Here is a 26,491-nt window from a genome sequence, read left to right on the forward strand (position 1 = left end):
GCGACATCCCACTCAGTCGGCCTTCACGGCGAGCACCGGGCAGGGCACCCGGAGCAGGATCTCCTGCGCGGTCGACCCCATGATCAGCTTGCCCACCGGGGTGCGGTGCCGGATGCCGATCACCACCAGCGAGATCTCCTCCGCCTCGGCGATCTCGGCGATCTCCTCGGCCGCGTCCCGGCCCCGCATCAGCTGCCGGACGGTGTGCGGCACCCCGTCGGCGGTCAGCTCGCGGACCACCCGGGCCAGGTCGCCCGCTTGGGCGAAGCGCGGGTCGACGTAGGCGTCGCCACGCGAGGTGTTCACCACCAGCACCGGCTCGTCGCGGAACCGGGCCTGCTCCACGGCGGCCCGCAGGGCCGCCTCACCCAGGGCCGAGGGGACGTACCCCACCAGCACGGTCATCGGGTCACCAGCCTTTCCCGAACTCCTCGGACGACGAAGCGGCCGAGCACCGGCCAGAGCAGCACCACCACGATCACCGCGTAGATCGTCCAGGAGACCCAGCCGCCGAGCAGGCCGTGCAGCTCGCCGCCGGAGAGCTGCAACGCCCGCCGGCCCTGCAGCTCGGCGCGCGGGCCGAGGATCACCCCGACGATCAGCGGCAGGATCGGCAGCCCGAACCGCCGCATGCCGAACCCGAGCAGGCCGAGGGTGAGCAGCAGGAACAGGTCGAACGGCTGGGCGTTGACCGCGTACGCGCCCATCGAGGCGAAGAAGAGGATCCCGGCGTAGAGGTACGGGCGGGGAATCCGCAGCAGCCGCGCCCAGGCGGGCGCGAGCGGCAGGTTCAGCACCAGCAACAGCAGGTTGCCCACGAAGAGGCTGGCGATCAGCGTCCAGACCAGACCGGACTCCCGCTCGAAGAGCAGCGGGCCGGGCTGGATGCCGTACTGCTGAAAGGCGGCCAGCATCACCGCGGCGGTGGCGTTGGTGGGCAGGCCGATGGCCAGCATCGGCACGAGCGTGCCGGCGGCGGAGGCGTTGTTGGCCGCCTCCGGGCCGGCGACGCCCTCGATCGCGCCCCGGCCGAACTCCTCCGGGTGCTTCGTCAGCTTCTTCTCGGTGGCGTACGAGAGGAACGTCGGGATCTCCGCGCCGCCCGCCGGCAGCGCCCCGAACGGGAACCCGTACGCGGTGCCGCGCAGCCACGGCTTCCAGGACCGCTTCCAGTCCTGCCGCCCCATCCAGGGCCGGCCGACCGGGATCACCTCGGCGGCGCGGCGGCGCAGGTGCGCGGCGATCCAGAGCGCCTCGCCGACGGCGAAGATGCCGACCGCCACGACCACCACGTCGATGCCGTCGGCGAGTTGCGGGATGCCCAGGGTGAGCCGCTGCTGGCCGCTCACCGCGTCGATCCCGATGGTGCCGATGACCAGGCCGATCAGCAGCGAGGCGAAGCCGCGGACCCGGGAGGCCCCGAGCACCGCGGTGACCGCCACGAACGACAGCAGCATCAGCGCGAAGTAGTCCGGCGCGCCGAGGCTGATCGCGAACTGCACCACCGGCGGGGTCACCACCACCAGCAGCAGGGTGGCGATGGTGCCGGCGACGAACGAGCCGATCGCGGCGGTGGCCAGCGCCTGCGCCGCGCGTCCCGCCTTCGCCATCTTGTTGCCCTCGATCGCGGTCACCACCGAGGACGACTCGCCGGGGGTGTTCAGCAGGATCGAAGTGGTCGAGCCGCCGTACATGCCGCCGTAGAAGATGCCGGCGAACATGATGAACGCCTGGGTGGGCTCCATCCCGTAGGTGACCGGCAGCAGCAGTGCCACCGTCATCGCCGGGCCGATGCCGGGCAGCACGCCCACGGCGGTGCCGATGGTCACCCCGAGCAGCGCGATCAGCAGGTTCATCGGGGTCACCACGTTGGCGAACCCGTCGAGCAGGTTTCCGAGGTTGTCCATCACAGGATCCCTTGCAGCACGCCCGCGGGCAGGTTCACGCCGAGCCCGATGGCGAACGTGTAGAAGGTGATCAACGACAGCGCGACGGCGATCAGCAGGTTGCGCACGTGGTGCCGGTTGCCCAGCGCGAAGGCCGAGCCCCAAAAGAGCAACGTCCCGCTGATCACCCAACCGAGCCGGTCGATGAGCACGGCGTTGACCAGGAACGCGCCGATCAGCAGCAGTACCGTCCGCCAGTCGATCGGGGTGGTCAGATCGACGTCCTCGCCGGCCTCCGGCTCACCGCTGCCGCCGCGGGCCACGTCCACCGCGTAGATCGCGGCGACGATCAGCAGCAGCACACCGAGCAGGATCGGCACGGGCTTCGGGCCGATCGGGTCGGCGGTGCTGATCGCGTGCCCGGTACGGGCCGCGTCGACGATGACCAGTCCGCCGACCAGCGCCAGGAACGCGCAGACGGCGTACTGCGCCCGGTCCGGCTTCCCGGTCCGGTCCGCACCGTCGGCCGGGTTCGCGGCCGCGGGCGCGTCGTCGGCCGCGGCGGGCCGCGCCACCGCCGGCAGGTCCGGCGTACGCTCCGCGGCCGGCGGGACCGCCTCGGCCCCCGCCGCGGGGGTCGCCGGATCGGCGGCCCCCGCGGTCGGTTGCGCCGGGATCGGCGGTACCGCGGGGATGGTCCCCTCGCGCGCCGCCGGGCGGGGCGGCGGGTCGCCGCCCCGGTCCGGTGAGGTCGTCATGCCGGTCATGCCAGCCCGAGCTGCTTGAGCAGGTCGGCCACGGACTTGTCCTGCTCGGTGAGGAAGGTGCCGAACTCGTCGCCGGTGACGAAGGCGTCGGTCCAGCCCCGCTTGGCCAGCTCGGCCTTCCACTCCTCGGACTCGTGCATCTTCGTCAGCGCGTCGATCCAGACCTTCTTGTCGGCGTCGCTGATGCCGGGCGGCGCGACGATGCCCCGCCAGTTGGTGAAGACCAGGTCGATGCCGGCGGACTTCAGCGTCGGCACGTCCTTGAGCGCGTCGATCGGCGCCTCGCTGGTCACCGCGAGGACCCGGATCTGGCCGGCCTCGACCTGGTCGAGGAACTCGCCGAAGCCGCTGGCGCCGAAGGCCACCTTGCCGCCGAGCACTGCCGGCAGCAGCTCGCCGCCGCCGTCGTACGAGACGAAGTTGACCTGGCGCGGGTCGATGCCGACGGTCTTGGCGAGCTGCATCGGCAGCAGGTGGTCGGGGCCGCCCGGCGAGGAGCCGCCACCGACCGCGATCCCCTTCGGGTTGGCCTTCCAGGCGGTGACCAGGTCCTGGATCGTCTTGTACGGGGAGTCCTTCGGCACCACGATGGCGCCGGCCTCCTCGATCAGCTTGGCCAGCGGGGTGGTCTGGGTCAGCGTCGCCTTGGACTTGGAGGTGTACGAGGCACCGACCACGCCCAGCCCCATCTGCATGGCGAGCTTGCCGTTGCCCTTCTCGTTGACGGTGCGCTGGAGGCCGACGGTGCCGCCCGCGCCGGGCAGGTTGAAGACCTGCACCCCGGTGGCGATCTTGGCGTCCTCCATCACCTTGGCCGCGGTACGGGCCGTGGTGTCGTACCCGCCGCCGGGGGTGTTCGGCACCATCAGCCGCAGCCCGGTGGCCGGCTTGCCGTCACCGCCGCCGGACGAGCCCGCGTTCTTGTCGGCGGTGGCGCCGCACGCGCCCAGCGCCAGCGCCGTGGCGGCGGCGACGCCCACGACCAGCAGTTTTCTCCGAGTTGCCATCATGTTTCTCTTCCGTTTCGAAGGAGTCCGGCGGCAAGATGATGACCCCCGGGCAGATCCCGCGTCTGCCTTGTGTCACCAGCGGAAATTGAGGTCTTTGTGGTCGCGGTCACGCCCCGCCGTACCTTGGCCGGGCAGTTGCTCGTCCTCCAGCTCGCGATCATCGTGGTCGTGCTGGTGGCCGTCGCCGCGGTCTCGCTGGCCCAGTCCGCGGCGACCTTCAACCGGGTGGAGGGGCGCCGGGTTGCCGCCCTCGGCGAGGAGCTCGCCGGCAGCCCGTTGCTGCGCGAGCGACTCAACCAGCCGGCGCCGGCGGAGCTGGTCGCCCCGCTGGTGCAGAACGCGCTGAACCGGTCCGGGGTGACCTCGGTGACCGTGGCCGACGCCCGGGGGCGGGTGGTCAGCTCCACCGACCCGACGCTGGTGGGGAGCCCGCTCGAGCTCGGCGATCCCGAGGTCGCACGGGGCCGGAGCTGGTCCGGCGAGCTGGGGGTCGGCGACTCCCGGGAGCTGGTCGCCCAGGTGCCCGTGCTCGGCGACCGCAGGGACAACCTCGGGCGGCACCTCGGGGTGGTGATGATCGGCGAGGCCGCGCCGACCTGGTCGGAGCGGCTGGTCGGCGCCTCGTCGTACCTGTTCACGTACCTGGGCATCGCCAGCCTGCTGGGGGTGGCCGGGTCGTGGCTGCTGGCCCGGCGGATCAAGCGGCAGACCCTGGGCCTGGAGCCACGGGAGATCGCCGGCCTGGCCGAGCACCGGGAGGCGCTGCTGCACGGCATCGCCGAGGGGGTGATCGCGCTGGACCCGCAGCAGCGGATCACCCTGGTGAACGCGGTCGGCCGCCGGCTGCTCGACCTGCCCGAGCACTGCCTCGGCCGCAGCCTCGCCGACCTGCGGATCTCCGGTCGGCTGCGGGACGTGCTGGCCGGCGCCGACGGCGGCCCGGAGGCCCGGGACGAGGTGGTGGTCCGGGGCGGCCGGGTGCTGGTGATGAACCGGATGACGGTCGCCAAGGACGGCCGCCGGCTCGGCTCGGTGACCACCCTGCGGGACCGTACCGAGCTGGCCCGGCTGGAGCAGGAGATCGGCTCGTTCCGCAGCACCACCGAGCTGCTCCGGGCGCAGACCCACGAGTTCGCCAACCAGCTGCACACCATCTCCGGGCTGATCCAGATCGGCGAGCACGACGAGGTGGTCCGCTACGTCGACGCGCTCAGCCGGCACCGGGCCTCGCTCGACCTCACCGTCACCAGCCGGATCCACGACACGGCGGTGGCGGCGCTGCTGATGGCGAAGTCCGCGCTGGCCGCGGAGCGCCGGGTGGAGCTGCGGATCTCCGAGCGGACCGGGCTGGACCGACTGGCGCCGGAGGTCGCGGCGGACGTGGCGACGGTGCTGGGCAACCTGGTCGACAACGCGGTGGAGGCGGTCGCCGGCGGCCGGGACGCACCGGTCGGCGCGACTACCGGTGGTCGCGACGGCGCGGCGGCCGGCGAGCCTGACCCGGACCGGCCGGCCTGGGTCGAGGTCGAGCTGCGTCGGGACGCCTCCTCGGTGGAGATCGTGGTCCGCGACTCCGGCCCGGGGATCGCACCGGAGCTGGCCCAGGAGGTCTTCACCCACGGCTTCACCACGAAGGCGGCCCGGGGCGGCGAGCGGGGCATCGGGTTGGCACTCACCCGGCTGGTCTGTCACCGTCGCGGCGGCGAGGTGGCGGTGACGAACACCGAGGAGGGCGCGATGTTCACGGCCCGGATGTCGGTGACCGGCACTCTGGAGGGGGTCCGGTGATCGACGTACTGGTGGTCGACGACGACTTCATGGTGGCCCGGATCCACCGGGGCTTCGTCGAGCGGATCGACGGCTTCCGGGTGGTGGGCACGGCCAGCACCGGCGAACAGGCGATCGCCGCCGTCGACGAGCTCCGCCCCGACCTGGTGCTGCTCGACCTCTACCTGCCGGACATGTTCGGCCTGGACGTGGTGACCCGGCTGCGGGCCGCCCGGCACGACTGCGACGTGCTGGTGATCAGCGCGGCCCGGGAGGCCGAGGCGGTACGTCGGGCGGTCCGCTACGGCGCGGTCAACTACCTGCTCAAGCCGTTCGGCTTCGACGAGCTGCGGACCCGGCTGGAGCAGTACGCCGCCCGGCGCAACGCGCTGCGCGCCACGGTGGTGAGCGACCAGGCCGACGTGGACCGGGTGTTGTCCCGCAGCGGCGCGCACATCGCCACCTCGGCGCTGCCCCGAGGCCTCAGCGCGGAGACCGCCGACCTGGTCGAACGTACCCTGCGGGGACACTCGGGGACGTTCTCCGCCGCCGAGTGCGCCAACGCGGTGGGCATCTCCCGGGTCAGCGCCCGCCGTTACCTGGAGCACTTCGCCGACACCGGGCGGGCGGAGGTCAACCTCCGGTACGGCTCCGCCGGCCGCCCGGAGCGTCGCTACGGCTGGGTCTCCTGACGGCCTACGGCTCGAACTTGTAGCCGAGGCCGCGCACGGTGACGATGAACCGTGGCGCGGACGGCTCCGGCTCGACCTTCGAGCGCAGCCGCTTGACGTGCACGTCCAGCGTCTTGGTGTCGCCGACGTAGTCGGCGCCCCAGACCCGGTCGATGAGCTGCCCCCGGGTGAGCACCCGGCCGGCGTTGCGCAGCAGCAGCTCCAGCAGCTCGAACTCCTTCAGCGGCAGCTGGACCGCGGCGCCGTCGACGGTCACCACATGCCGCTCGATGTCCATCCGGACCGGGCCGGCGGCCAGCGTCGGCGCGCCCGACTCGGTCACTTCGGGGCTCTGCCGGCGCAGCACCGCCCGGATCCGGGCCACCAGCTCCCGCGGCGAGTACGGCTTGGTGACGTAGTCGTCGGCCCCGATCTCCAGGCCGACCACCTTGTCGATCTCACTGTCCCGGGCGGTGACCATGATGATCGGTACGTGCGAGCGCTGCCGCAGCTGCCGGCAGACCTCCGTCCCGGACATCTCGGGGAGCATCAGGTCGAGCAGGACGATGTCCGCGCCGGTCCGGTCGAACTCGGTGAGGGCGGAGGGGCCCGTCGCAGCGACGGACACCTCGAAACCCTCCTTGCGGAGCATGTACGACAGGGCGTCGGAGAACGACTCCTCGTCCTCGACCACCAGAACGCGGCTCAACGGTGCTTCCTCTCGTGCGGTCAGACCTGGCGAAGCTCGGCCGGGCCGGCCTCGATCCCAGCCGACGGCAGTATCGTCTCCAGGTCGGCCGGGGGGCTGGCCGGTAACCGGAGAGTGAACGTCGAGCCCCCTCCAAGAGTGCTCGTCACCTCCACCCGGCCGCCATGGTTGCTGGCGATGTGTTTGACGATGGCCAGGCCGAGGCCGGTGCCACCGGTGGAGCGGGAGCGGGCCTGGTCGGCCCGGTAGAACCGTTCGAAGATCCGGTCCACCTCGTTGGGGGCGATGCCGATGCCCTGGTCGGTGACGGCGATCTCGACGTGTTCCTCGTCGGCCCGGGTGGCGACCCGGACGGTGGTGCCCTCGCCCGAGTAGTTGATCGCGTTCTCCACCAGGTTGGCCACGGCGGTGGCGATCTGGGCGTCGCTGCCGTACACGGTCAGCCCCTTCTCGCCCTCCGTCAGCACCTGGATCTGCCGGGCGGCGGCCGCGGTCCGGGTCCGGTCGAGCACCTCGGCGACCACCCAGTCGACCGCGACCGGCTCCGGCGCGGGTTGCGGCTCCGCGCCCTGCAGCCGGGTCAGCTCCAGCAACTCCTGCACCAGCCGCCCCAGCCGGGTCGACTCGTGCTGGATCCGTTCGGCGAAGCGGCGGGCGGCGACCAGGTCCTCGGAGAGGTCCGGCGCGGCCGCCCCGGCGGGTTCGGTGGCGTCGAGCAGCGCCTCGGCGAGCAGTTGCAGCGCCCCGATGGGGGTCTTCAGCTCGTGGCTGACGTTGGCGACGAAGTCCCGGCGGACCCGGGCCAGCCGGTGCGACTCGGTGACGTCGGCGGCCTCGATCGAGATGTAGCCGGCGCCGAGCCCCATCGCCCGCAGGTGCACCCCGAGCGGGTTCACGCCGGGGTTGTCGCGGCCGCGCGGCAGGTCCAGCTCGATCTCGCGCCGCACGCCGGTGCGGCGCACCTGCCCGGCGAGGGTACGGATCAGTGGGTGGGCGGCGATGGAGCCGGGCGTGGGGCCGGTGCGGAGCAGGCCCATCGCCCGGGCGGCCGGGTTGACCAGCACGGGCACGTCGTCCGGGTCGAGCACGACCACGCCGGCGCGCAGTGAGTCGATCGTCCTGCGGCCGAGCCCGGTGAGGCCGCCCTGCTGGTCGTCGGGAATCGCGAGCCTCCCTGAGCTCCAGCGGGAGCCACGGCTCCCCGACGACGCCGCCCGGCGCCGCCACCACTCGCGGACGGGCCCGGACAGCAGCAGACCGGCGACCAGGCCGGTCGCCAGCGCCACGGCCACCAGGACCGCCACCACCCATTCCACCCGGCGATCGTAGGGTCATTGTTAACCTGGCTATCGCCCATAACGGGACGAATCATCCTCACTTCCGCAGAAGTTCACTCTTGGGTCTCGCGTCGTTCACCGGAGTTCACCTCGGGTCCGCTCCCCCCGCCTACGGTTGGCGCGCACCTGCTCGACCCGTTTGCCGGACGCCCCTGCGCGGGGCCGGCGGCACCGACCCCAGGAAGTGACGATGCGCGACGAGTTCCGGGCCGACCTGCAGATTGTCAGCCAGCTGCTGGTGGACATGGCGGAAGGGGTCCGCGCCGCGATGCGCCAGGCCACCCGCGGCCTGCTCACCGCCGACCGCGAGGCGTCCGAGGCCGTGATCGCGCGGGACGCCGAGATCGACGACCTCTACCAGCACGTCGAGGAGCGGGTCTGCAACCTGCTCGCCCGGCAGGCGCCGGTCGCCTCCGACCTGCGGGCCATGATCACCGCACTGCACGTCGCGGCGGACCTGGAGCGGATGGGCGACCTGGCGGACCACGTCGCCAAGACGGCGCTGCGCCGGCACCCGTCGCCGGCGGTGCCGGCCGAGCTGCGGCCGGTCTTCACCGACATGGCCGCCATCGCCGACCGGATGGCGGAGAAGATCGGCGCGGTGCTGGCCAAGCCCGACGCCGACCTCGCCGCCGAGCTGGACCGCGACGACGACGCCATGGACGACCTGCACAAGAGCCTGTTCGGCGTGCTGCTCGGCGACGACTGGCCGTACGGGGTGGAGACGGCGATCGACGCCACCCTGCTCGGCCGCTTCTACGAGCGCTTCGCCGACCACGCGGTGAACGCCGGCGAGCACGTGGTCTACCTGATCACCGGCGAGTCCACGCCCGCGCCGAACTGACCCGGGCACGACGAAGGCCCCCGGCGGACCGGGGGCCTTCGTCGTGGCGTCAGCGGCCCTGGTTGGCCACCGCCGCGGCGGCTGCCTTGGCGGCGGCCGGGTCGAGGTAGGTGCCGCCCAGGGTGTGCGGGCGCAGCTGGGCGTCGAGGTCGTAGCGCAGCGGGATGCCGGTGGGGATGTTCAGCTTGGCGATCGCCTCGTCGCTGATCTGGTCGAGGTGCTTGACCAGGGCGCGCAGCGAGTTGCCGTGGGCGGCCACCAGCACCGTACGGCCGGCCAGGATGTCCGGCACGATCGAGTCGTACCAGTACGGCAGCATCCGCTCGACGACGTCCTTGAGGCACTCGGTGCGCGGCATCAGCTCGGCCGGCAGCAGCGCGTAGCGCGCGTCGCCGACCTGCGAGAACTCGTCGTCGTCGGCGATCGGCGGCGGCGGCGTGTCGTACGACCGGCGCCAGAGCATGAACTGCTCCTCGCCGTACTCCTCCAGGGTCTGCTTCTTGTCCTTGCCCTGGAGGGCGCCGTAGTGCCGCTCGTTGAGCCGCCACGACCGGCGCACCGCGATCCAGTGCCGGTCGGCGGCGTTGAGCGCCAGCTCGGCGGTACGGATCGCGCGGCGCATCACGCTGGTGTGCACCACGTCGGGCAGCAGGCTGTGCTCGCGCAGCAGTTCGCCGCCGCGCCGCGCCTCGTTCTCGCCCTTCTCGGTCAGGTCGACGTCCACCCAGCCGGTGAAGAGGTTCTTGGCGTTCCAGTCACTCTCGCCGTGCCGCAGCAGGACCAGCGTCCCGACGGTGGGCCCCTCGCTCGCAGTCATGCCGATCATCCTGCCGCACCCCGCCGGTGGACACGCGGGTGGTGGCCGTGACGACCACCACGTGGAAAAACCGATGACCCGCGTTCCGGGCCGGCACTAGGTTGTAAGGCGCTTAGAACTTGGCGGTCATTACCGAAGCGGGGGCGCGGGCGTGCGGACGGTGCGAAGTTGGTTCCGGGACACCACCGGAGGGCTGCCGAGGACCTTCTGGTACCTCTGGACCGGCACCCTGATCAACCGGCTCGGTTCGTTCGTCCTGGTCTTCCTCGCCATCTACCTCACCCAGGAACGCGGCTTCTCCCCCACCCAGGCCGGCCTGGTGCTGGGCCTGTGGGGCGTCGGCGGCGCGGTCGGCACCACCGTCGGCGGCACGCTCACCGACCGCTGGGGACGGCGGCCCACGCTGCTCACCGCGCACCTCGGCGCGGCCACCATGATGCTCGCGCTCGGCTTCGCCCGGCCGCTCTGGGCGGTGGCCACGGGCGCGCTGCTGCTCGGCATGTTCGCCGAGGCGGCCCGGCCGGCGTTCGGCGCCATGATGATCGACGTGGTGCCCGAGAAGGACCGGTTGCGCGCCTTCTCGCTGAACTACTGGGCGATCAACCTCGGCTTCGCCTGCGCCGCGGTGCTCGCCGGGTTCGCCGCCCAGGCCGGCTACCTGCTGCTCTTCGTGGTCGACGCGGCCACCACCGTGGTCACCGCGCTGATCATCTTCACCCGGGTCAAGGAGACCCGCCGGGTCTCGGCCGCCCCGGCCCGCCCCGGTGGCGCCGCCCCGGTCGGCGCGCTGCGCACCATCGCCACCGACCGGGTCTTCCTGGGCTTCGTGGCGCTGAACCTGTTCGCCGCGCTGGTCTTCCTCCAGCACATCTCGATGCTGCCGATCGCGATGGGCGACTCGGGCCTCAGCCCGGCCACCTACGGCTCGGTGATCGCGCTCAACGGCGTGCTGATCGTCGTCGGGCAGCTCTTCGTACCCCGGCTGATCAGGGGGCGCAGCCGGTCGCACGTGCTCGCCCTGGCCTCGCTGGTGATGGGCGTCGGCTTCGGTCTGACCGCGTTCGCCGACGCCGCCTGGTTCTACGGCCTCACCGTGCTGATCTGGACCCTCGGCGAGATGCTCAACTCGCCGTCCAACGCCACCCTCATCGCCGAGCTCTCCCCCGACCGGCTGCGCGGCCGCTACCAGGGCGTCTTCTCGCTGTCCTGGCAGATCGCCGGGGCGGTCGCGCCGATCCTCGGCGGCCTGGTCCGGGAACGGGCCGGCAACACCGAACTCTGGCTCGGCTGCGCCGCCATCGGCGCGCTGATGGCGGTGGCCCACCTGGTCTCCGGGCCGGCCCGGGAGCGGCGGGCCGCCCAGCTCCGGCCGGCGACGCAGCCGGTCACGCCGGTCACGCCGGTCACCGCCGTCCGGCAGCCGGCCCCCCAGGCGGCCGAGGCCGCCGCCACCGCCCCGGCCGAGCCGGTCGCGGCCCACTCCCCGTCCTGAGTACGCCGACCGCCGGCACCCTGACCGGGCACGTGGACCGGCCAAGGCCGCTGCCGCCCTGCCGCCCGCCCGGCGCCCGACAGGACGCGCGGACCGGCTGGGCCGCCCTACCGACCGCCGGCGCCCGACAGGACGCGCGGACCGGCCGGGGCCGCTGCCGCCCGCCCGCCGGCCTGCCGGGCTCGGACGAGGCAGGGTGCCTGCGGGCCCTGTCGAGCTGATGACGTGAACGAATCAAGCCCGTCGGACCCGGAGCCCGAATCGTTGACGACATCAGCTCGACAGGACCTCCGACCACCGTCCGCCTCCGGCCCGCCCGAACCCGCCGTGCCGTAACGCGGGGCGCCGCCGGCGGGGCCGCTGGTGATCACCGACACGGTGGCGCGGTCGCGCGGGGCTGCATACGGTCGGGAACGAATCGGTTAACAAGGTTTCTGGAGGACAGGTGCGCGGGTTGCGGCGCTGGTGGGACGGAACTGCCGGCGGTCTTCCCGCCACCTTCTGGTACCTCTGGGCGGGGCTGCTGGTCAACCGGGCCGGCGCCTTCGCGGTGCTCTTCCTGTCGCTCTACCTCACCGCGGCGCGCGGGGCCAGCGAGTCGCTGGCCGGCGCGGTGGTCGGTGCGTACGGGGCGGGCGGGGCGGTCGGGGTGCTGCTCGGCGGGGTGCTGGCGGACCGCTGGGGCCGGCGCGCCACCCTGCTCGCCGCGCACCTGGCGGCGGCGGGGCTGATGGTGGGGCTGGCGTTCAGCCGGCACCTCGCGGTGATCGCGGCGCTGGCCGCGCTGGTCGGGATCGCGCACTCGATGCCGAGCCCGGCCTTCGTCGCGGCGATCGTGGACGTGGTCCCCGAGCACCGCCGCTCCCGCGCGTTCAACCTCCAGTTCTGGGCGTTCAACCTCGGCATGGCGGTGGCCTCGCTGCTGGCCGGACTGCTGGCCGAGGCGAGCTTTCTCGCGCTCTTCCTGGTCGACGCCGCCGCCACCCTCGCCGCCGCCGCGCTGATCGCCTGGAAGGTCCCGGAGACCCTGCCACGCCGCCGCACCGGACCGGCGGGAAGCAGCCCAGAGCAGGCCGGGCGGACTGCCGGCGAGCTGGTGGCCGCGGGCGTCGGGCGCTCCCGCCCGCCGGGGCTGCACACCGCGCTGACCGACCGGACCTTCCTGGTCTTCGTCGGGCTCACCTTCGTGCTGGCCGTGCTCACCATGCAGACCTCGACGATCATGCCGCTGGCCATGCGCGCGGACGGCCTGAGCCCGTCGGCGTACGGGACGGTGGTGGCGCTGGGCGGCGCGCTGATCGTGGTGGGGCAGCTCTTCGTACCCAGGCTGATCGACCGGCGTCGGGCGCACCGGGTGCTGGCCCTCTCCACCGGCTTGCTGGCGGTGGGGTTCGGTGCGCTGGCCGTCGCCGACCAGCTCTGGGTCTACCTGGCCGCCGCGGTGGTCTGGACGGTCGGCTCGATGCTGGCCGCGCCGCCGAACGCGCAGATCAACGCCGACCTGGCCCCGCCCGAGCTGCGGGCGCGCTACCAGTCGGTGTTCTACCTGACCTTCCCGGCCGCGTCCTTCGTCGCGCCGACGCTGGGCGGGGTGAGCCTGCAGTACCTCGGTGAGCGGCACTGGCTGGTGGTGGCGGCCCTGGGTCTGCTCGCCGCGGGCGGGCACCTGCTGGCCGGGCCGAGCCGGGAGCGCCGGGTGGCGGCGCGGCGGGTGGTCGCACCGACGCGCGCCTCGCAGCCGGTGGGCTGACGGCTCCAGGCCGGGGCACTGGAGCCGTCGTTGCCGGCACCTCGGCCGAAACGGCAGAACGCCCACCACGACCGTGGTCGTGATGGGCATCCGCACCGCTTGCCCGGCGGCGGCGGGCGACACTCACCCCCGTAAGCGTCGCCCGCTCGCGCCGCCGGTTCCACGGGTGGCACCGTCCCCCAACGATGTGCTCCACCCGTTTCTTGCGCCTCACTCGTGCTCGGATCTGATCGATCCGCCGCTCCCCCGAACGGTTCCGAGCGTGGCGCGGTGCAATAAAGTTAGTTCGCCCGGATTCCGGATTCAACCCGGATCGCTGTCTCGCCGGTCACAGCGCCGACGTGGCGTCCGACACCCCTGCTCCGGGCCTCGCAACGGTCAACACGGCGTACCCGGCGACCATTCCCGTAAACACCTCAGGCCTCCTCCCGATCGGGTGACTCCGTCCGGAAGAAGTTGCTCTGCCGACCGTCGCGCAGCTCCTCCTGGTAGATGAGGTTCAGCCGCCGGGTGTCGAAGGTCCGGAACCAGTCGTCCCAGCTGATCACCTGGACCCGGCTGCTCTCCCGGTAGCCCGGGATCTCGAAGGTCAGCACCCCCGGCCGGCCCTCGCGCTCGGTGCCGGCGATGGTCGCCGGTTGGGCGCCACGGGCCCGCGCCCAATTCTGGATCACCTCGTGGTTGCTGGTGACCAGGCTGCGGCCGGGGCGCTCGGGGCGGTCCGCCGGGGAGGAGATCACCTGCGACGACCGTACCGACCGGGAACTGGATCGGCCGGTCCGTACGCCGGTGGTCCGGGCCGTGGCGGTCGCGCCGACAGCGGCCGGCGGGGCGATGACCCGCTGGGCGGGCGTGGCCCCGGCCCCGGCCTTCGCCGGAGCGGCCTTCCTCGCCGGTGCGGTCTTCTTCGCGGGCGCGGCCTTCGCGCGAGCGCCCGCCTTCGCCGGAGCGGCCTTCGCCCGAGCCCCCGCCTTCGCCGGAGCGGCCTTCCTCGCCGGGGCCGTCTTGGCGCGGGCGCCGGCCTTCGCCGGGGCCGTCTTGGCGCGAGCGCCCGCCTTCGCCGGCGCGGCCTTCGCGCGAGCGCCCGCCTTCGCCGGCGCGGCCTTCGCGCGAGCGCCCGCCTTCGCCGGCGCGGCCTTCGCGCGAGCGCCCGCCTTCGCCGGCGCGGCCTTTCTCGCCGGCGCGGCCTTCTTCGCCGGCGCGGCCTTCGCGCGAGCGCCCGCCTTCGCGGGCGCGGCCTTGGCTCGGGCCGCCTTGGCCGGTGCCGCCTTCGCCCGGGCGGTCGTCGCCTTCCGGGCCGCCGGCGCGGCCTTGCGGGCCGGCGCCGCCTTGCGGGCGGGGGCCGGCGCGGCCTTCGCCCGGGCGGTCGTGGTCTTCCGAGCGGCCGTCGTCTTCTTCGCGGCGGCCTTCGTCGCGCCGGCCTTCTTGGCGGGCGCCCGGCCCGCCGGGCCGGTGGCGCGGCGGGCCGCGGCGCCGGGGCGGCCCTCGGACCGCAGGGTCCGCGCGAGCGTCTTGACCAACTCGGGCTTGCGCAGAGCGGAGATGCCGGAGACACCGCGACGCCGCAACTGACCCCGGATGTCGTCGACCCGCATCCGCGAGATCTCCGACTCCGAAATCCCCGGAGTGTTCGGCGTCTGGTTGCCCGCCTGCTGTTTCGTCCTGGTCGCAGTTCCGCCGCGACCTGAGCTGTTCCGCTGAGCCATCACACGCTCCTCGACAGTCCGTCTCGGCCTGCGGCGGGTCCCGTTTCGCCGCACCGCAGCGGTGCGGCATACCCGTCAGGACCGGTCCGAACCTCCGGCGGACGGCTCGAAAAGGTGGGCGAAGGCGGCGAGGTTGGCGGTGGACTCGCCCCGCTTGACCCGCCACTCCCACTCCCGGCGGATCGAGCTGCCGAAGCCGATCTCCAGCATCGTGTCGAACGACTCGTCCGCGTACGTGAGCACCGCGCCGAGCAGCCGGTCCAGCTCGTCGGCGTCGATGCCGGCCCGGTTGACCCGCCCGGTGAGGTAGACGTCGCCCACCGCGTCGATGGAGAACGAGACGCCGTACATCCGGGCGTTGCGCTGCAGCAGCCAGGCCCACAGCTCCTCGCGCCGCTCGTCGGGCTGGCGCATCACGAACGCCTCGACCCGCAGCGCGTGCTCGCCGACGATCAGGTTGCAGACCGTCTTCAGCTTGTGCGTGCCGGGCAGGGTGACCGCGTAGGAACCCTCGCCGGTCGACTCCCAGTCCAGCTCACGCTCGGTGCAGACGGACTCGATCAGGGCGGCCAGGTCGCTCTTCGCGCTCATCGCACCCACTCTACGGGCGCCCGCCGGGACGCACCGGACGCGCGGAGGTGGCCCGGGTCACCAGGAACAGGACAGCGCCGGGTCCCCGGCGAGCTGGGCGGCCAGCCGTCCCCGGTGCTCGGCGATCGCCTCCCCGTAGACGGCGAGCAGGCCGGAGACGGTGCGCTGCCAGGAGAAGTTGCGGGCGTGCCGGGCCGCGCCCACCGCCAGGTCGGTCCGCAGCGCCCGGTCGGGCAGCAGGCGGGCGAGCGTGGCGGCCCAGTCGGCCGGATCGTGGCCGTCGACGAGCACCCCGCTGACCCCGTCCCGCACGGCGGTGACCAGGCCACCGACGGCGGCCGCCACGACCGGCGTACCGCAGGCCTGCGCCTCCAGGGCGACCAGGCCGAACGACTCGTTGTACGAGGGCACCGCGACCAGGTCGGCAGCCCGGTAGAGGGCGGGCAGGTCGTCGCCGGTCTGCGGGGGCAGGAAGCGCACCCGGTCGGTGACACCGAGCGATCCGGCCAGCTCCATCAGCGAGGTGGGCCGGTCGAGCCCGCTGCCGCTCGGGCCGCCGCAGATCACCACGGTCAGCTCCTCGGCGAGGGCCGGGGCGCACTCGCGCAGCGCGGCGACCGCGCGGACCAGCACGTCGGGCGCCTTCAGCGGCTGGATCCGACCGACGAAGGCCACCACGTACCCGTCGGTGGGCAGCCCCAGCCGGCGGCGGGCGGCGCGGGTGGCCGCGACCCGGTCGCCGGGGGCGGGACGGAAGCGGTCCAGGTCGACGCCGGGCTCGACCACGGCGACCCGGGCCGGTTCGGCGTCGTAGCGGCCGATCAGGTCGGCCGCCTCGACCCGGGTGTTGGCCACCAGCCGGTCGGCCTCGGCGACCACCTGCTCCTCGCCGATCACCCGGGCCTTGGGCTCGGGGCGGTCACCGGCGGCGAGCTGGGCGTTCTTGACCTTGGCCAGGGTGTGCGCGGTGTGCACCAGCGGCACTCCCCAGCGTTCCTTGGCCAGCCAGCCGACCTGCCCGGAGAGCCAGTAGTGCGAGTGGATCAGGTCGTAGTGGCCGGGCGGGCGGGCCGCCTCGGCGCGCAGCACGCCGGCGGTGAAGGCGCAGAGCTGCCCGGGCAGCTCCTCCTTGGTCAGCCCCTCCAGCGGCCCGGAGGTGATGTGCCGGACGTGCACGCCGGGCGCCATCTCGACCACCGGGGGCAGGTCACCGGAGGTGGCCCGGGTGAAGATCTCCACCTCGACGTCGGCCTCGGCGAGCCGCCGGGCGACCTCCAGGATGTAGACGTTCATCCCCCCGGCGTCACCGGTGCCGGGCTGGTGCAACGGGGAGGTGTGCACCGACAGGGTGGCGATCCGCCGGGGGCGGGGCCACGGCCGGGCACCTCGCTGACGACCGACGCCGGTGTGCATTTCCGCCACGTCCGCTCCTTCTGTCACGGTTTATGCCGTCCCGCACGACCGGCGCTTCTCGGTCAACTCGCGCGCCGGGTGTCATCTTCCCCATCGGGCTACGGAAATGCGCCCGCGCTCTCCCCCGGCGTGATCCAGTTCATCGGCGGCCCCCGCCCGGGCCGGCCCGCGACGGAGGGGACAATGTCCGGATGACCTCTGTCGCGATCGTCACCGGGGCGTCCAGCGGGATCGGCGCGGCGACCGCCCGCCGGCTGGCCGCCGAGGGCTTCCACGTGCTGGCCGCCGCCCGGCGTACCGACCGGCTGACCGGGCTGGTCAAGGAGATCGAGGCGGCCGGCGGCACGGCCACGGCGGTGGCCTGCGACGTCACCTCCGACGAGTCGGTGGCCGGGTTGGCCGCCGCGGCGCAGGCGGCGCCCGGGCCGGTCACCCTGCTGGTGAACAACGCCGGCGGGGCGCGCGGGCTGGACCCGGTGGAGTCCGGCGCGATCGGCGACTGGCAGTGGATGTACGACGTCAACGTGCTCGGCACGCTCCGGGTCACCCAGGCGCTGCTGCCCGCCCTGGAGGCGTCCGGCGCCGGCACCATCGTGATCGTCTCCTCCACCGCCGGCTTCACCGTGTACGAGGGCGGCGGCGGCTACGCCGCGGCCAAGCACGCGCAGACCGCGATCGCCGGGACGCTGCGGCTGGAGCTGTGCGGGCGGCCGCTCCGGGTGATCGAAATCGACCCGGGGATGGTGCGGACCGACGAGTTCGGGCTGGTCCGCTTCGGCGGGGACGCCGACAAGGCCGCCGCCACGTACGCGGGGGTGCCCGAGCCGCTGGTCGCCGAGGACGTGGCCGACTGCATCGCCTGGTGCGCCACCCGCCCGCACCACGTCAACGTGGACCGGCTGGTGGTCCGCCCGCTGGCCCAGGCCGCCCAGCACAAGGTGCACCGGGTCGGGCAGTGAGCCGGGCCGGTCACGGGTGAAGGCCGGGCCGGTGCGGCCCCAGGGCGTGGTGACCCGGGGGACGACGAACCCCAACCGGCTGCGGCGGGTGGACAACTGGATCGTGGCCACCTGCGGCGACCGGCTCCGCGCCGCCGCCGACCCGCTGGTGGTGGACCTCGGCTACGGCACCACCCCGGTCACCGCCGTGGAGCTGCGCGCCCGGCTGGCCACCGGGGTCCGCGCCGACGTGCGGGTGGTCGGGCTGGAGATCGATCCGGTACGCGTGGCCGCCGCCGCGCCCGCCGCCGACCCGCCCGGGTTGACCTTCGCCCGGGGCGGCTTCGAGCTGGCCGGCCTGCGTCCGGTCCTGGTGCGCGCCTTCAACGTCCTGCGCCAGTACGACGAGAGCGAGGTCGCCGCCGCCTGGCGGACGGTCACCGGCCGGCTCGCCCCGGGCGGGGCGCTGGTCGAAGGGACCTGCGACGAGCTGGGCCGGCTGGGCAGCTGGGTGCTGGTCGACGCGGCCGGCCCGCGCACGCTCACCCTGGCGGCCCGGCTGGCGACCCTGGAGACCCCGGCCCAGCTGGCCGAACGCCTACCCAAGGCGCTGATCCACCGCAACGTTCCGGGCGAGCGGGTGCACGACCTGATCCGCGCCCTCGACGACGCCTGGCAGGCCGCCGCCGGCTACGCCCCGTTCGGCCCCCGCCAGCGCTGGCTCCGCGCGGTCGGCGCCCTCAAGCAGGCCGGCTGGCCGGTCCTCGACCGCCCGCACCGCTGGCGCCAGGGCGAACTCACCCTCCCCTGGCCCGCCGTCGCCCCCACCTAACCCACCCGCCGCCCCCCGCCCGCACCCGCACCCGCACCCGCACCCGCACCCGCACCCGGATGATCAAGAAGTTTCGGTCAGGAATCCGGCCTGGGGTGACGCAAACTTCTTGATCAACGCGGTCTCGGCCGGGGGCTGGGGCGGGGGTGGGGTCAGATGGTGCAGTTGATCAGGACGGGTTCGGGGTGCAGGGTGACGGCGAAGCGGGTGTGGACCGTGTCGCGGATGTCGCGGGCGAGGGCGACCAAGGCCGCCGTGCTGGCGGTGCCGCTGTGGTTGGTCAGGGCCAGGGTGTGCTTGCTGGAGATCGCGGTGCCCTCGGGGCCGGGGTGGCCCTTGGTGAAGCCGGCCTTGTCGATCAGCCAGGCGGCGCTGACCTTCACCATGTCGCCGGGGCAGGGCCAGGAGGGCGGCTCGCCGAGGTCGGTGGCGCGTTCGCGCAGCAGTTCGTACGCCTCCCGGTCGAGCACCGGGTTGGTGAAGAACGAGCCCACCGACCAGGTGTCCGGGTCGGTGGCGTCGAGCACCATGCCCTTGCCGGCGCGCAGCTTCAGCACCGTCGCGCGGGCGTCGGCCAGCGGCACCCGGTCGCCCACCTCGACGCCGAGCGCCCGGGCCAGCTCGGCGTAGCGCACCGGGCCGGAGAGCGTGGAGCGGCGCAGCCGGAAGTCGACCGAGAGCACCACCCAGCGGTCGCTGTACTTGAAGATGCTGGACCGGTACGCGAAGCCGCAGTCCGCCGCCTCGACCCGGCCGAGGCTGTCGTCGGCGCGGTCGTACACCTGGACGCCGGTGATGCTCTCGGCGACCTCCTGGCCGTACGCGCCGACGTTCTGGATCGGGGTGGCGCCGGCCGAGCCGGGGATGCCCGAGAGGCACTCCAGCCCCGACCAGCCGTTGTCCACGGTGGCGGCGACCAGGTCGTCCCAGGGCTCGCCGGCCTCGACCCGTACCGTGACGGTGTCGGCGTCCTCGGCGACCACCCGCAGCCCCCGCGACCGGACCAGCACGACCGTGCCGGGGAAGCCGTCGTCGCCCACCACGACGTTGCTGCCGCCCGCGAGGATGAGGACGGGCTCGTCCCGCTGTCGCGCCTGGCGCACGGTTCGTACGATTTCCTCGGCGCTGGTGGCGGTCTCCAGCCGGCTGGCGGGGCCGCCGAGGCGCAGCGTGGTGTATCTCGCCAGGGTGGCCGGGTCGGCGGGGTCGGCTCCGGTTGTCGGCTGGGCGTAGACGTCTGACACGCCTCTCACCCTAGGCTGAGGGGTAGCCGCGGCACCCACTGGTGGCCCGGTCACCCCCGGGAGGATTGCGATGAGCAGGTTGCACGGCACGAAGGACTTCTGGATCGGGGCGCTCCGGGTGGACGGCCCGGCGTTCGCCGCCGCGGTGGCCGAGGCGCCGCCCGAGACGCCGGTGCTGTCCTGTCCGGGCTGGACGGTCGCCGACCTCACCCTGCACCTCGCCGGCATCTACCACTGGGTGCACTCGTTCGTCGGCTCGGGCGAGACCGGCCAGCCGGCCCGCCCGGACCGCGCGGAGCTGCCCAGCGGGGTGACCCCGCTCCAGCTGTGGCAGCACGGGTACGACCAGCTGATGACCCTCTTCGACACCCTGGACCCGGAGGCGCCGGCGTGGAACTGGGCGCCGCAGCCGAAGAAGGCCGGCTTCTGGCCGCGCCGGATGGCGCACGAGACGGCGGTGCACCGCTGGGACGCCCAGCTCGCCATCGCCGCCGGTGAGCCGATCGAGGCCAAGCTCGCCGCGGATGGGATCAGCGAGGTGCTGGACACCTGGCTGCCGGCCGGGCGCCGGGCGGTGCCGGGCCAGTGGCACGGGGTGGTCCAGCTGACCGCGACCGACGCCGCGCAGGACTGGTACCTGCGGCTGCGCGGCGAGGGGGTGGCCCTGCTCGACACCGCCACCGTCTTCGGCCACGAGGACCACCACGCCCGGGTCCAGGTCACCGGCACCGCCAGCGACCTGCTGCTCGCCCTCTGGGGTCGGATCGGGTACGACGCCCTGGGCGTCACCGGCGACCGCACCCTCCTGGACGGCCTGCGCACCGGCTGACCCTCGCCGGACCTCCCGGTCCCGCACCCGCGCTATCCGCGAAGAGTGGCCATTCCCCGCGAATGGCCACTCTTCGCGTGTCCGGGGGTCGTCAGGTCACGGCTCGGACGCGACGAGAGAGCGCTCTCTTGACACCGGCCGGGGGAGCCGCAACGCTGTCGTGAGAGCGCTCTCTCAGCCCCTCACGATCGTGTCAGGACCCGGGCTGCGGCTCGCTCACCAGCAGGTCCACCCGCTCCACCACCGATTGACCTGAGAGGAATCCGAGGAAGATGGGTACCTTTTCGCGCCGCCGTCTGGCGGCGGTGGCCCTGGTGGCCACCACCGCCCTGCTCGGCACCGCCGCCTGCGCCGGCGACGACGACTCCGCCAAGGACGGGCCGATCACGCTGACCGTCGACGTCTTCGGCCAGTTCGGCTACGAGGAGCTCTACAAGGAGTACATGGCCAGCCACCCGGACGTGAAGATCGTCGAGCGGGGCACCGGCAGCAACCTCGACGAGTACTCGCCGAAGCTCACCCAGTGGCTCGCCGCCGGCAAGGGCGCGGGCGACGTGGTGGCCATCGAGGAGGGGCTGCTGGTCGAGTACAAGGCCAACCCGCAGAACTTCGTCAACCTGCTCGACCACGGGGCCGCCGACCTCAAGGGCAACTTCCTCGACTGGAAGTGGAACCAGGGGCTCACCGCCGACAGCAAGCAGCTGATCGGCCTCGGCACCGACGTCGGCGGCATCGCGATGTGCTACCGCAAGGACCTCTTCGCCAAGGCCGGCCTGCCCACCGAGCGGGACGAGGTCTCCAAGCTCTGGCCGACCTGGCAGGACTACATCGCCACCGGCGAAAAGTTCAAGGCCGCCAACACCGGAGCGTCCTTCCTCGACGCGGCGACCAACACGTTCAACACGATCCTGCTCCAGACCGCCGGCAACACCTCCGGCTACAGCTACTACGACACCAGCGACAAGCTGGTGGTCGACAGCAACCCGGCCGTGAAGCAGGCCTTCGACACCACCGTCGACATCATCGACTCCGGCCTCTCCGGCAAGTACGGCTCCTGGTCGGAGGAGTGGGTCTCCGCCTTCAAGCAGTCGAAGTTCGCCACCATCGCCTGCCCCGCCTGGATGACCGGCGTCATCGAGGGCAACGCCGGCCCGGCCGCCAAGGGCAAGTGGGACATCGCCCAGGTCCCCGGCAACGGCGGCAACTGGGGTGGCTCGTTCCTCGCCGTGCCGAAGCAGAGCAAGCACCAGGCCGAGGCGATCGAGCTGGCCAAGTTCCTGACCAGCGCCAAGGGCCAGATCGGCGCGTTCAAGGCCAAGGGCCCGCTGCCGTCGTCGCCGCAGGCGCTCGACGACGCGGCGATCGTCGACTCGGCGAACGCGTACTTCTCCGCCGCCCCGGTCGGCAAGATCTTCGGCACCGGCGCCAAGAGCCTGAAGCCGGTCTACATGGGCCCGAAGAACCAGGCCGTCCGCACCGAGGTGGAGAACGCGGTGCGCACCGTCGAGCTGGGCCAGCGCACCCCCGAGCAGGGCTGGAACGACGCCGTCAACAACGCGAAGAAGGCCGCCGCCAAGTAGCCCGAGCCAGGCGGGCGGGCGGGTTCGGCGTCGCCGGTCCCGCCCGCCCGGCGGAGAAGGAGTCCACGGCATGGCCGTCCAGCTCGACGCGCGCCCCCCGGTCGTACCGGCGCCGCGCCACGCCCGCTCGAACCGGGGCAACCGGCTCGCCCGGTTCGACACCCGGTACTCGCCCTACCTCTACATCGCCCCGTTCTTCCTGCTCTTCGCGGTCTTCGGGATCTACCCGCTGGTCTACACCTTCTGGGTCTCGCTGCACGACTGGGACCTGCTCGGGGTCGACCCCGCGTTCATCGGGGCGCAGAACTACACCCAGCTGATGGCCGACCCCGACTTCTGGCACTCGGTGGTCAACACCCTCGGCATCTTCGTCATCTCGACCGTCCCGCAGCTGCTCCTCGCGCTGTGGCTGGCCAACCTGCTGAATCGGCAGCTGCGGGCGCGGACGGGCTGGCGGATGGCGGTGCTGATCCCCAACGTCACCTCCACCGCCGCGGTGGCGATCGTCTTCGGCGTGCTCTTCGGCCGCGAGTTCGGCATGATCAACTGGCTGCTCGACATCGTCGGGATCGACGCGATCGACTGGAAGGCCAACCGGTTCGCCTCCTGGGTGGCCATCTCGACCATGGTCGACTGGCGATGGACGGGCTACAACGCGCTGATCTTCCTGGCCGCGATGCAGGCCATCCCGCGCGACCTGTACGAGTCCGCCTCGATCGACGGTGCCGGCCGGGCCCGGCAGTTCTGGTCGATCACCGTGCCACTGCTCAAGCCGACGATCATCTTCGCGGTCATCATCTCCACCATCGGCGGGCTCCAGCTCTTCACCGAGCCCCGCCTCTTCAACTCCGGCACCAACGCGATCCGGGGCGGGCCGCTGCGCGAGTCGCAGACGGTGACCATGTACATGTTCGAGAACGCCTTCGCGCCGCACTACAACTTCGGTTACGGCTCCGCCATCGCCTGGCTGCTCTTCGCGCTGATCGCGGTGGTCGCGGCCATCAACGTGCTGGTCCTGCGCCGGCTCGGCGGCGGCGGGCGCAAGGAGGAATCCCGATGACCCGACTCTGGTCGGCCGGCCGGCTCACCTACGCGGCACTGGCCCTCACCGCCCTCCTGTCGATCTTCCCGATCTACTGGATGTTCGTGGTCGCCAGCCGCACCAGCGACGCGATGGGCGAGGTGCCGCCTCCGGTCACCCCCGGCGGCAACCTGGGCGCGAACATCGCCCGGCTCTTCGCCAACACCGACGCGTACTTCCTGACCGGCCTGGTGAACTCCACGATCGTGGCGGTGTCGGTCACCGTCTCGGTGGTCTTCTTCTCCACCCTGGCCGGCTTCGCCTTCGCCAAGCTCCGATTCCGTGGCCGCAACGCGCTGCTGATGATCATCATCGCGACGATGATGGTGCCCACCCAGCTCGGCGTCATTCCGCTGTACATGCTGATGACGAAGCTGAACTGGAACGACCGGCTGCCGGCCGTGATCGTGCCGGCGCTGGTGACCGGCTTCGGGGTCTTCATGATGCGCCAGTACGCCGGCCAGGCGGTCAGCACCGAGCTGATCGAGGCCGCCCGGATCGACGGGTGCAGCACCGCGCGGATCTACTGGAACGTGGTGCTGCCCGCGCTGCGCCCCGCCGCCGCCGTCCTCGGCCTGCTCACCTTCATGACCACCTGGAACGACTTCCTCTGGCCGTACGCGGTGCTCAACGACCCGGAGAACCCGACCGTGCAGCTGTCGCTGCGGGCCCTGTCGGACGGGTACTACCAGGACATGTCGCAGGTGTTCACCGGTACGGCCATCGCGACCCTGCCCCTGCTGCTGGTGTTCATCGTGTTCGGCCGCCAGATCATCGGCGGCATCATGGAAGGTGCGGTCAAGGCGTGAGTGAGCTGCGTTTTCCCGAGGGCTTCGTCTGGGGCGCCGCCACCGCGGCGTACCAGATCGAGGGCGCGGTCCACGACGACGGTCGCGGCCCGTCGATCTGGGACACCTTCAGCCGTACGCCGGGGAAGGTCTTCCAGGGGCACACCGGCGACGTCGCCTGCGACCACTACCACCGGTACGCCGACGACGTGGCGCTGATGGCGGAGCTGGGGCTGAGGGCGTACCGCTTCTCGGTGGCCTGGCCCCGGATCCAGCCGGACGGCACCGGCCCGGTCAACCCGCGCGGGCTGGACTTCTACGACCGGCTCACCGACGCGCTGCTCGACCGGGGCGTCGACCCGATCGTCACGCTCTACCACTGGGACCTGCCGCAGGCCCTCCAGGACCGGGGCGGCTGGACCAACCGGGACACCGCCGAGCACCTCGCCGACTACGCCGTCGCCGTGCACAGCCGGCTCGGTGACCGGGTCCGCACCTGGACCACGCTCAACGAGCCCTGGTGCTCGGCGTACCTCGGGTACGGCAACGGGGTGCACGCGCCGGGCGAGCGGGACGCGGGGGCGGCCTTCGCCGCCGTACACCATCTCCTGCTGGGGCACGGCCTGGCGGCCCGCGCGCTGCGCGCGGCCGGCGCGCCGACCCTCGGGATCACCCTCAACCCGGCCGACGTGCAGCCCGCCGACCCGGCCAGCGCCGCCGACGTCGCCGCCGCCCGGCTGGTCGACGGCCTGCACAACCGGATCTTCCTCGACCCGCTGACCGGCGCCGGCTACCCGGACGACGTGCTGGCGCACCTCGGCCGGCTGGTGGAGCCGACGTTCATCCGGGACGGCGACGAGAAGATCATCGCCGCGCCGATCGACCTGCTCGGCGTGAACTACTACGCCCCGACCTACGTCGCCGGCCGTCCGGACGCCGCCGGCGGCGGGGCGTACCCGGGCACCGAGGGCGTGGTGGAGTTCCTGCCGCCCACCGGCCCGCTGACCGACATGGGGTGGATGATCGAGGCGACCGGGCTGACCCGGCTGCTGGAGCGGATCGCCCGGGACTACCCGGGGCTGCCGATGCTGATCACCGAGAACGGCGGCGCCTTCCCGGACAAGCCCGGCGCCGACGGCCCGGACGGTCTCGGCCAGGTGATGGACACCGACCGGATCGCCTACCTCGACGGGCACCTGCGGGCGGCGCACCAGGCCATCGCCCGGGGGGTGGACCTGCGCGGCTATCTCGTATGGTCGTTGCTGGACAACTTCGAGTGGGCCGAGGGCTATCGGAAGCGGTTCGGGATCGTCCACGTCGACTACCTGACCCAGCGGCGCACACCGAAATCCAGCGCCCGGTGGTACCAGGAGGTGATCTCCCGGAACGGGCTGTGACGAGGTGGTGGTGACGGGGATGACGACCGCGCAGCGACCGACCCTGGAGGCGGTCGCCCGCCGGGCCGGGGTGTCCCGGGCGACCGTGTCCCGGGTGGTCAACGGCTCCACCACGGTGGCCGAGCCGATCCAGGAGGCGGTCCGCCGGGCCGTGGCCGAGCTGGGGTACGTGCCGAACCTGGCCGCCCGCAGCCTGGTCACCCAGCGGACCGACTCGGTCGCCCTGGTCATGCCCGAGGAGGCCACCCGGGTCTTCTCCGACGACCAGGTGTTCCCGGGGATCATCCGCGGGGCGGCCCAGGAGCTGGAGGCGGCCGACAAGCAGCTGGTGCTGATGCTCGCCGGGTCGGCGGCCGGTCACGAACGGGTCGAGCGGTACACCACCGGCCGGCACGTCGACGGAGTGCTCTTCGCCTCGCTGCACGGGGCGGACCCGCTGCCCGGCACCCTGGCCCGGCTCGGCATCCCGGTGGTCTGCGCCGGCCGCCCGCTCGACGGCGCGCGGGTGCCGTACGTCGACGTCGACAACGTCGGCGGGGTGACCCGGGCGGTGCGGCACCTGATCGAGAACGGTCGCCGCCGGATCGCCAGCATCGCCGGCCCGCAGGACATGATCGCCGGCATCGAGCGGCTCACCGGCTACCGGGAGACGGTCACCGCCGCCGGGCTGGACGAGCTGGTCGCGTACGGCGACTTCACCCGCGAGTCCGGGGCGGCGGCCATGCACCAGCTGCTCACCGCGCACCCCGACCTGGACGCGGTCTTCGCCGCCAGCGACCTGATGGCGCACGCCGCCCTGCGGACCCTGCGCGAGGCGGGGCGGCGGGTGCCGGACGACGTCGCGGTGATCGGCTTCGACGACATCGAGACGGCGGCCTACACCGAGCCGCCGCTGACCACGGTGCGCTGGGAGATCGTGGAGCTGGGCCGGGAGATGACCCGGCAGTTGCTGCGGCTCGCCGCGGGCGAGGCGATCGAGGAGTCGGTGATCCTGCCGACCGAGCTGGTGGTGCGCGAGTCCGCTTGACCTCCAATGGGGTGC

24 protein-coding genes are annotated in these 26,491 nt (G+C 72.9%); 13 read left to right on the forward strand and 11 right to left on the reverse strand.

Annotated elements, in window-relative coordinates; translation table 11 throughout:
* Positions 1-12 precede the first annotated feature (12 nt).
* Genes ACTWM8_RS27975 through ACTWM8_RS27990 form a run of 4 tightly spaced genes read right to left on the reverse strand, consistent with a single transcriptional unit; the run spans position 13 to position 3,660 of the window.
* Positions 13-405: a universal stress protein gene (locus ACTWM8_RS27975; RefSeq protein ID WP_446211546.1), complete on the reverse strand. Its 393-nt coding sequence runs from the start codon at positions 403-405 to the stop codon at positions 13-15.
* Complete coding sequence (locus tag ACTWM8_RS27980; protein WP_446211547.1) at positions 402-1,907, reverse strand: tripartite tricarboxylate transporter permease; 1,506 nt, start codon at positions 1,905-1,907, stop codon at positions 402-404. The genes ACTWM8_RS27975 and ACTWM8_RS27980 overlap by 4 nt, the downstream gene beginning before the upstream one ends.
* Positions 1,907-2,644 (reverse strand): tripartite tricarboxylate transporter TctB family protein, encoded by a 738-nt coding sequence (locus tag ACTWM8_RS27985; protein ID WP_446211548.1) that lies wholly within the window; start codon positions 2,642-2,644, stop codon positions 1,907-1,909. Before ACTWM8_RS27985 ends, ACTWM8_RS27980 begins: the two co-directional genes overlap by 1 nt.
* A gap of 5 nt (positions 2,645-2,649) precedes the next feature.
* The gene (locus tag ACTWM8_RS27990) at positions 2,650-3,660 is read right to left on the reverse strand and encodes a Bug family tripartite tricarboxylate transporter substrate binding protein (RefSeq protein ID WP_446211549.1); all 1,011 of its coding nucleotides are present in this window, start codon (positions 3,658-3,660) and stop codon (positions 2,650-2,652) included.
* 99 nt (positions 3,661-3,759) lie between these two features.
* On the opposite strand from ACTWM8_RS27990, the gene ACTWM8_RS27995 reads away from it, so the two are divergent.
* Complete coding sequence (locus ACTWM8_RS27995; protein ID WP_446211550.1) at positions 3,760-5,451, forward strand: ATP-binding protein; 1,692 nt, start codon at positions 3,760-3,762, stop codon at positions 5,449-5,451.
* Positions 5,448-6,122 carry a response regulator gene (locus ACTWM8_RS28000; RefSeq protein ID WP_446211551.1) on the forward strand — a complete coding sequence of 225 codons (675 nt, stop codon included), beginning with the start codon at positions 5,448-5,450 and terminating at the stop codon, positions 6,120-6,122. Before ACTWM8_RS27995 ends, ACTWM8_RS28000 begins: the two co-directional genes overlap by 4 nt.
* Before the next feature lie 4 nt (positions 6,123-6,126).
* Here ACTWM8_RS28000 and ACTWM8_RS28005 read toward each other — a convergent pair whose 3' ends face one another.
* On the reverse strand, positions 6,127-6,810 hold the full coding sequence (locus ACTWM8_RS28005; protein WP_154941669.1) for a response regulator transcription factor: 684 nt from the start codon (positions 6,808-6,810) through the stop codon (positions 6,127-6,129).
* A 20-nt stretch (positions 6,811-6,830) separates the two neighbouring features.
* A complete protein-coding gene (locus ACTWM8_RS28010) occupies positions 6,831-8,105 on the reverse strand; it encodes a sensor histidine kinase (protein ID WP_446214702.1) in 1,275 nt (424 codons plus the stop codon).
* A gap of 232 nt (positions 8,106-8,337) precedes the next feature.
* Here ACTWM8_RS28010 and phoU point away from each other — a divergent pair, with 232 nt between their 5' ends.
* Positions 8,338-8,991, forward strand: coding sequence for a phosphate signaling complex protein PhoU (phoU, locus tag ACTWM8_RS28015; RefSeq protein ID WP_446211552.1), 654 nt, complete (start codon positions 8,338-8,340; stop codon positions 8,989-8,991).
* Positions 8,992-9,040: 49 nt separating this feature from the next.
* Here the strand turns inward: phoU and ACTWM8_RS28020 are convergent, their stop codons facing one another.
* Positions 9,041-9,808, reverse strand: a complete 768-nt coding sequence (locus ACTWM8_RS28020) for a phosphoglyceromutase (RefSeq protein ID WP_446211553.1) — start codon at positions 9,806-9,808, stop codon at positions 9,041-9,043.
* 151 nt (positions 9,809-9,959) lie between these two features.
* Between ACTWM8_RS28020 and ACTWM8_RS28025 the strand changes: the two genes are divergently transcribed.
* Entirely contained in the window at positions 9,960-11,300 is a 1,341-nt protein-coding gene (locus tag ACTWM8_RS28025; protein WP_446211554.1) for an MDR family MFS transporter, read from the forward strand.
* 445 nt (positions 11,301-11,745) lie between these two features.
* On the forward strand, positions 11,746-13,050 hold the full coding sequence (locus ACTWM8_RS28030; RefSeq protein ID WP_446211555.1) for an MFS transporter: 1,305 nt from the start codon (positions 11,746-11,748) through the stop codon (positions 13,048-13,050).
* A 416-nt stretch (positions 13,051-13,466) separates the two neighbouring features.
* Here ACTWM8_RS28030 and ACTWM8_RS28035 read toward each other — a convergent pair whose 3' ends face one another.
* From ACTWM8_RS28035 to mshA, 3 genes are all read right to left on the reverse strand, one after another.
* Entirely contained in the window at positions 13,467-14,645 is a 1,179-nt protein-coding gene (locus ACTWM8_RS28035; protein ID WP_446211556.1) for a hypothetical protein, read from the reverse strand.
* Positions 14,646-14,831: 186 nt separating this feature from the next.
* The gene (locus ACTWM8_RS28040; RefSeq protein WP_446211557.1) at positions 14,832-15,347 is read right to left on the reverse strand and encodes a YbjN domain-containing protein; all 516 of its coding nucleotides are present in this window, start codon (positions 15,345-15,347) and stop codon (positions 14,832-14,834) included.
* A 57-nt stretch (positions 15,348-15,404) separates the two neighbouring features.
* Positions 15,405-16,769 carry a D-inositol-3-phosphate glycosyltransferase gene (gene mshA / locus ACTWM8_RS28045; RefSeq protein WP_446211558.1) on the reverse strand — a complete coding sequence of 455 codons (1,365 nt, stop codon included), beginning with the start codon at positions 16,767-16,769 and terminating at the stop codon, positions 15,405-15,407.
* A gap of 182 nt (positions 16,770-16,951) precedes the next feature.
* Here mshA and ACTWM8_RS28050 point away from each other — a divergent pair, with 182 nt between their 5' ends.
* Together ACTWM8_RS28050 and ACTWM8_RS28055 are read left to right on the forward strand one after the other, a co-directional pair.
* Positions 16,952-17,719: an SDR family NAD(P)-dependent oxidoreductase gene (locus ACTWM8_RS28050; protein WP_446211559.1), complete on the forward strand. Its 768-nt coding sequence runs from the start codon at positions 16,952-16,954 to the stop codon at positions 17,717-17,719.
* Between the two features lie 31 nt (positions 17,720-17,750).
* Positions 17,751-18,530, forward strand: a complete 780-nt coding sequence (locus ACTWM8_RS28055) for a class I SAM-dependent methyltransferase (RefSeq protein WP_446211560.1) — start codon at positions 17,751-17,753, stop codon at positions 18,528-18,530.
* 152 nt (positions 18,531-18,682) lie between these two features.
* Here the strand turns inward: ACTWM8_RS28055 and ACTWM8_RS28060 are convergent, their stop codons facing one another.
* Entirely contained in the window at positions 18,683-19,774 is a 1,092-nt protein-coding gene (locus ACTWM8_RS28060) for a UDP-N-acetylmuramate dehydrogenase (protein ID WP_446211561.1), read from the reverse strand.
* A 70-nt stretch (positions 19,775-19,844) separates the two neighbouring features.
* Between ACTWM8_RS28060 and ACTWM8_RS28065 the strand changes: the two genes are divergently transcribed.
* From ACTWM8_RS28065 to ACTWM8_RS28090, 6 genes are all read left to right on the forward strand, one after another.
* A complete protein-coding gene (locus ACTWM8_RS28065; RefSeq protein WP_446211562.1) occupies positions 19,845-20,603 on the forward strand; it encodes a maleylpyruvate isomerase family mycothiol-dependent enzyme in 759 nt (252 codons plus the stop codon).
* 272 nt (positions 20,604-20,875) lie between these two features.
* Positions 20,876-22,183, forward strand: coding sequence for an ABC transporter substrate-binding protein (locus ACTWM8_RS28070; RefSeq protein WP_446211563.1), 1,308 nt, complete (start codon positions 20,876-20,878; stop codon positions 22,181-22,183).
* 70 nt (positions 22,184-22,253) lie between these two features.
* Complete coding sequence (locus ACTWM8_RS28075) at positions 22,254-23,243, forward strand: carbohydrate ABC transporter permease (RefSeq protein ID WP_446211564.1); 990 nt, start codon at positions 22,254-22,256, stop codon at positions 23,241-23,243.
* Positions 23,240-24,073 (forward strand): carbohydrate ABC transporter permease, encoded by an 834-nt coding sequence (locus ACTWM8_RS28080; RefSeq protein ID WP_446211565.1) that lies wholly within the window; start codon positions 23,240-23,242, stop codon positions 24,071-24,073. The genes ACTWM8_RS28075 and ACTWM8_RS28080 overlap by 4 nt, the downstream gene beginning before the upstream one ends.
* Entirely contained in the window at positions 24,070-25,449 is a 1,380-nt protein-coding gene (locus tag ACTWM8_RS28085) for a GH1 family beta-glucosidase (protein ID WP_446211566.1), read from the forward strand. The genes ACTWM8_RS28080 and ACTWM8_RS28085 overlap by 4 nt, the downstream gene beginning before the upstream one ends.
* A gap of 19 nt (positions 25,450-25,468) precedes the next feature.
* Entirely contained in the window at positions 25,469-26,476 is a 1,008-nt protein-coding gene (locus ACTWM8_RS28090; RefSeq protein WP_446211567.1) for a LacI family DNA-binding transcriptional regulator, read from the forward strand.
* Positions 26,477-26,491 lie beyond the last annotated feature (15 nt).

Source organism: Micromonospora sp. IBSANI012 (assembly GCF_052814045.1).

Coding starts and splice junctions, on each gene's coding strand:
- ACTWM8_RS27975 (WP_446211546.1), bottom strand. CDS start 405: ATGACCGTGCTGGTGGGGTACGTCCCCTCGGCCCTGGGTGAGGCGGCC.
- ACTWM8_RS27980 (WP_446211547.1), bottom strand. CDS start 1,907: ATGGACAACCTCGGAAACCTGCTCGACGGGTTCGCCAACGTGGTGACC.
- ACTWM8_RS27985 (WP_446211548.1), bottom strand. CDS start 2,644: ATGACGACCTCACCGGACCGGGGCGGCGACCCGCCGCCCCGCCCGGCG.
- ACTWM8_RS27990 (WP_446211549.1), bottom strand. CDS start 3,660: ATGGCAACTCGGAGAAAACTGCTGGTCGTGGGCGTCGCCGCCGCCACG.
- phoU (WP_446211552.1), top strand. CDS start 8,338: ATGCGCGACGAGTTCCGGGCCGACCTGCAGATTGTCAGCCAGCTGCTG.
- ACTWM8_RS28020 (WP_446211553.1), bottom strand. CDS start 9,808: ATGACTGCGAGCGAGGGGCCCACCGTCGGGACGCTGGTCCTGCTGCGG.
- ACTWM8_RS28035 (WP_446211556.1), bottom strand. CDS start 14,645: ATGCGGGTCGACGACATCCGGGGTCAGTTGCGGCGTCGCGGTGTCTCC.
- ACTWM8_RS28040 (WP_446211557.1), bottom strand. CDS start 15,347: ATGAGCGCGAAGAGCGACCTGGCCGCCCTGATCGAGTCCGTCTGCACC.
- ACTWM8_RS28050 (WP_446211559.1), top strand. CDS start 16,952: ATGACCTCTGTCGCGATCGTCACCGGGGCGTCCAGCGGGATCGGCGCG.
- ACTWM8_RS28065 (WP_446211562.1), top strand. CDS start 19,845: ATGAGCAGGTTGCACGGCACGAAGGACTTCTGGATCGGGGCGCTCCGG.
- ACTWM8_RS28070 (WP_446211563.1), top strand. CDS start 20,876: ATGGGTACCTTTTCGCGCCGCCGTCTGGCGGCGGTGGCCCTGGTGGCC.
- ACTWM8_RS28075 (WP_446211564.1), top strand. CDS start 22,254: ATGGCCGTCCAGCTCGACGCGCGCCCCCCGGTCGTACCGGCGCCGCGC.
- ACTWM8_RS28080 (WP_446211565.1), top strand. CDS start 23,240: ATGACCCGACTCTGGTCGGCCGGCCGGCTCACCTACGCGGCACTGGCC.
- ACTWM8_RS28090 (WP_446211567.1), top strand. CDS start 25,469: ATGACGACCGCGCAGCGACCGACCCTGGAGGCGGTCGCCCGCCGGGCC.